At 67.1% G+C, this 4136-nt stretch carries 5 protein-coding genes; 2 read left to right on the forward strand and 3 right to left on the reverse strand.

The annotated features are described in order from the left end of the window. On the forward strand, positions 1 to 208 hold a 208-nt coding region (locus IEY82_RS39755; RefSeq protein WP_229697799.1), incomplete at its 5' end, for a hypothetical protein. Between the two features lie 274 nt (positions 209 to 482). On the opposite strand, the gene IEY82_RS38645 is transcribed toward IEY82_RS39755, so the two are convergent. Beyond that, entirely contained in the window at positions 483 to 1598 is a 1116-nt protein-coding gene (locus tag IEY82_RS38645) for an MFS transporter (RefSeq protein ID WP_189129264.1), read from the reverse strand. A 78-nt stretch (positions 1599 to 1676) separates the two neighbouring features. Between IEY82_RS38645 and IEY82_RS38650 the strand changes: the two genes are divergently transcribed. Beyond that, on the forward strand, positions 1677 to 2066 hold the full coding sequence (locus tag IEY82_RS38650; RefSeq protein ID WP_189129265.1) for a MerR family transcriptional regulator: 390 nt from the start codon (positions 1677 to 1679) through the stop codon (positions 2064 to 2066). A gap of 184 nt (positions 2067 to 2250) precedes the next feature. On the opposite strand, the gene IEY82_RS38655 is transcribed toward IEY82_RS38650, so the two are convergent. Together IEY82_RS38655 and IEY82_RS38660 are read right to left on the reverse strand one after the other, a co-directional pair. After that, a complete protein-coding gene (locus tag IEY82_RS38655; RefSeq protein WP_189129266.1) occupies positions 2251 to 2475 on the reverse strand; it encodes a hypothetical protein in 225 nt (74 codons plus the stop codon). A gap of 869 nt (positions 2476 to 3344) precedes the next feature. After that, the gene (locus tag IEY82_RS38660) at positions 3345 to 3644 is read right to left on the reverse strand and encodes a hypothetical protein (RefSeq protein ID WP_189129267.1); all 300 of its coding nucleotides are present in this window, start codon (positions 3642 to 3644) and stop codon (positions 3345 to 3347) included. Between the last annotated feature and the right edge of the window lie 492 nt (positions 3645 to 4136).

A 4136-nucleotide genomic window follows, 5' to 3' on the forward strand; every position in this document is an offset into this window, starting at 1 on the left:
ACTTGGCTCTTCTTGGTCGTTGAACCAACTACCGGAGACCTCGTCGGTTATCGATCACCGCCACGCCGCAAGTTTCAAAGATCCTTTTGAAACGCGGCCTAGGGCGCTCCAGGCGGGCCACCTGCTGCTCGTTCAACCGGTACGGCTTTTGCAGATCTTGGGATTCGGTGGGCAAACGGAACGTAGTCGGCCGATAGCCGAGAAGTGACCTTCCCGCTGACCTACGGTCTGGTCATGTCCTGGCGTCGAGGTCGCCGGCTACGCCTACTGCGTGAGGTGGGCTGAGGCCCGGCTGCGTCGGGAGCGCGGCCGTGGGTCCCGGTGGACGAGCACGGCCGCGACATCACAGCCGTCGACCAGCTCAAGCGGCGGCTCGGCGAGGCCGAGGCGACGATCGAGCTGCTGGAAGCTCGGCGCGGCGACCAAGGCGGCGGCCCGCTGCACTTCACGTGCGTGCCCATCACCCGCCTACGCCGAGAAGGTCAGCGCGAAGCGGACGGCGCTCGCCCAGCGGGAGGAGGCCGTCCACGCGTGCCGGGAGGCGCTCGCCCGGCTGGCCGCCGCCGAGCGGGAGGTCGGCCGGCGAGGTTGAAGGCGCCCACGTTGACCGAGACGGCCAGGTTCGGGGCGGCACCCGCGTGGTGCAGGATCAGTCCCTGCAGCGGGGCGATGGTCGCGGTGGCGAGCAGGCCGAGCACCAGGACCGCGGCCACGGCGGTGGGCTGTCGCACCACGGCGAACGGGATGAGCGAGAGCGTCCCCGCCAACCCGCCGAAGACCCCTCGTACGGTGGCGCTCATCGACTTGTCGGTCAGCTTTCCGGCGATGAGGTTGCCGAGGAAACTGCCCGCGCCGTAGGCGAGCAGCAGACCGGAGACCGCCGCGGCGGAGAAGCCGGAGACGCGGGTCAGCAGCGGGGCGATGTAGGTGAACACCGTGGCGACCCCGGAGAAGCCCACCGCGGTGGTGGCGATGGCGAGCATGACCGGCCGACGCGTCACCACGTTCAGCTCGTCACGCAGTCGCGTGGACGGTGCCTCCTGCCGGGGCAGGACGGTGGCCAGGACTATGGTGCCCACCAGAGACAGAACGGTCAGCACCGCGAATGGAGCCCGCCATCCGGCGCCCTGCCCGAGGAGTGCCCCCAGGGGCACTCCGAGGAGCGTGGCCACGGTGAAGCCGGAGGCCACGGTGGCGATGGCCGAGCCCGTCCTCTCGGGAGGGACCACCCGGGTCGCCGTCACCAGCGCCAGAGCCAGGAAGGCGGCGTGACTGAGCGAGGACACCACGCGGCCCGCCAACAGCAGGCCGAACGACGGCGCCACCGCGCTGATGGCGCTGCCCGCCGCGAACACCAGCATGAGGCCGATGGCGAGCCCCTTGCGCGGCAGACGAGAGGTCAGCAGGGCCATGAGCGGCCCTCCGACCACGACTCCGAGCGCGTATGCGGTCACCGCTTGTCCTGCGGTTCCCACGGAGACGTCCAGATCGGCTCCGACCTGGGGCAGCAGCCCGGCGATCAGGTACTCCGAGGTGCCCACGACAAAGACGCTTACGCACAATGCGGCGAGCGTCGCGAAACCCTTGTTCGCCTTCATGCCGCAGACGTTGAAGTCTCACATCGGTATGAGAGTCAAGTTGAGCGGGCACTGCCCGCCTGGCATCAGGAGGTCGTTGTGCGCATCGGTGAGCTGTCCCGGCGGACCGGCGTGGCGGTGCACCTGCTGCGCTACTACGGAGAACAGGGTCTGCTCCACCCGCAGCGGCGCCCCAGCGGCTACCGGGAGTACGTCGAAGAGGACGTCGCCATCGTCCGCCGCATCCGCAGCCTGCTGGCCGCCGGCCTGAACACCGCGACGATCACCACGGTCCTGCCGTGCCTGCGGGACACCGGCGACCGTCTCGTTCCCACGTGCTCGGACCTGCTCGCCGACCTCCACCAGGAGCGCGACCGCATCGCCCAGGCCATCAGCGACCTTCAGGCTTCCATGGACGCGCTCAATGACGTCATCGCCGCGGCCCCGGCCGACGTCACTCGCCGGGCGGTGGCCTCACTCGGCGGGTGAACGAATCGCCTCTCATCAAGGAATGCCGAGCGCGGCGGCGATCCGCCGCATGGTGGCGGCCTCCAGCCACTCGGCATCGGCGATCCGGACGGCCGCCTCAGTGATCTGCTCGCGGCTGTAGGGCAGCCGCAGGCCGCGCGTCCTCCCGCATGCCGCGTCAATGCCCGGTTGCTCGCACTACCGGTCACTGCCGCAGGCCGCCGAGCTGGACAAGGAAGGTGCTCGGCGCAGGGCCCATCGTCGCGCTCGCGAGGCCGAGCACGACGCGGCGTCCCTGGCCAAGCAGGAAGGGCGGCTGGCCCGCCAGCGCGCCGAGGCCGAGCAGAGTGCGGCCGCACAACGGGCGCTGGCCGAGCAATAGCAACGCGAGCCCGATCTCTCGTCGGGCTCGCCCGACGACCTTGATCACACGGTCCCCACCCTGCCAGTCCCGGGCGGGGACCGTCCCCCTACGGGTGCACGAGTAGGTCCGACCTGGGACGGAGCGGGCGCTTAAAGATCGCTTCCCGGAACGGGATAGATCGTTTTCCCGAGATCAACCTGCGCAGGTCGTCGGCGAAAAGCAGGAGCTTCGAAGAAGCCTCGCCACGCGCCCTGAGCGTCATGGGCACCGAGGGGGCCGCTCAGATGGCGGGATCGGCTGGTCACTGTCCCCATTTCTCCGGCTCTCGTCGTCCGTACTCGACGAGGAGTTCCATGGCCCGCCGCTGGCCAGGGCTCACACCTGCGATCTGCGGATCCCACCCACCGATGATCAGGCCGAGCGGGACCTGCGACCAGCGAAAGCCCAGCAGAAGATCTCGGGCAGGCCCCGCTCGGAGAGGCGACCGAGCACCGGTATGCCGTACGCGGCTACCTGTCCACCGCGCGCAAACACGGCCTCGACGTCATGACCGTCCTGCGCGACGCTCTCCTCGGCAACCTCTGGATGCCACCCGGCCCGGTCACCGCCTGACGTTCCGGAGCCGGCCGCACCCTCCCATACCTCTGTACGATCACACAGCGCGATCAACAGAACCGAAACGCGCTGGACGTGAATGCTTATCTCCTGCTCTGCTGGGCGCACGCAAAAGGCTCACTGATCATGTCGACCGCGCAGGACTTCGGACGGAACTGGGAGGGCTTGCCGCAAGGCATCCACGTGACACGCTTCTCGTGGATCTACCTTGGGTCGGGAGCCTCGGCCGTGATAACTCAACGATCATGTCGAATGGCGGTGCATAAGGGGCGGGCCAGCAGCATGGCGGCACCTGTGCGCCGCCCATGTGCGGCCATTCCCTAGTGTTGGATGAACCGAGCGGCCTCGTTACGCTGGGTCTTGTGCCAACTGTACTTGATCTTGCCGTGGCCCTTCGCCGGGCCACTATGGATACTGAAGCCAGCCTGGCCGCTGCTGTGCTTCCAGCCACTCTTCCACCCGGTGGTGGTCTGCACATAAATCCATGAATGGCCTGTGCATCCCCCCTGCACCTTGCGGGTATGGGCGCCTGTATGGCTGCTGTAAGCCAACCACGTGCAGCCACTGCGGCGGATCGTGATGATTTTTGTGTGGGCGGCCTTCGCCGTGTTGTCGCCCACGCGTGTGTGCAGTGCTTGAGCGGTGGTCGCATGAGCAGACGGGCCGAGTGCTGACACTAATGCGGCTGACGCTACCACCGCAACTAGTCTCTTCATCGCAGAACTCCTCCTTGGTGGCGCTTGCGGGATTTTCAGAACTGTCGAGGTGCCCAACGGCCGGGGACGACAAGGAGCTCGAACACTGCCGTCACGACCGAGGAATGGGCACGTCACACCATCGCAAATGAAAATATGCAGGACCGCGCCACAGCGCAATCGTACGAGCGGTTGAATCGCGTTACCGCGATTGGCCAATAAATATTCCGAATGTGCAACCAGTGCGGTACGGCACGTACTCCAATGGGTTGAGGGTCGAGCGACCGCCCAGCTCTCCGCGGCGTATGGTCAATTGTCGGCTCTTCGATCTTGAGGGGGAAGGACGTCGGCGTGGCCTGACGTGCGAGAGCTCGTGACCCCATGACACTGGCTGTTGATCTAAGACAGTCTGTGACG

This window comes from Nonomuraea cavernae (assembly GCF_014646355.1).
Taxonomy (GTDB): domain Bacteria; phylum Actinomycetota; class Actinomycetes; order Streptosporangiales; family Streptosporangiaceae; genus Nonomuraea; species Nonomuraea cavernae.

Excerpts from the sequence above, each read along its gene's own strand:
- IEY82_RS38645 (WP_189129264.1), bottom strand. The coding sequence starts at position 1,598 with ATGAAGGCGAACAAGGGTTTCGCGACGCTCGCCGCATTGTGCGTAAGC.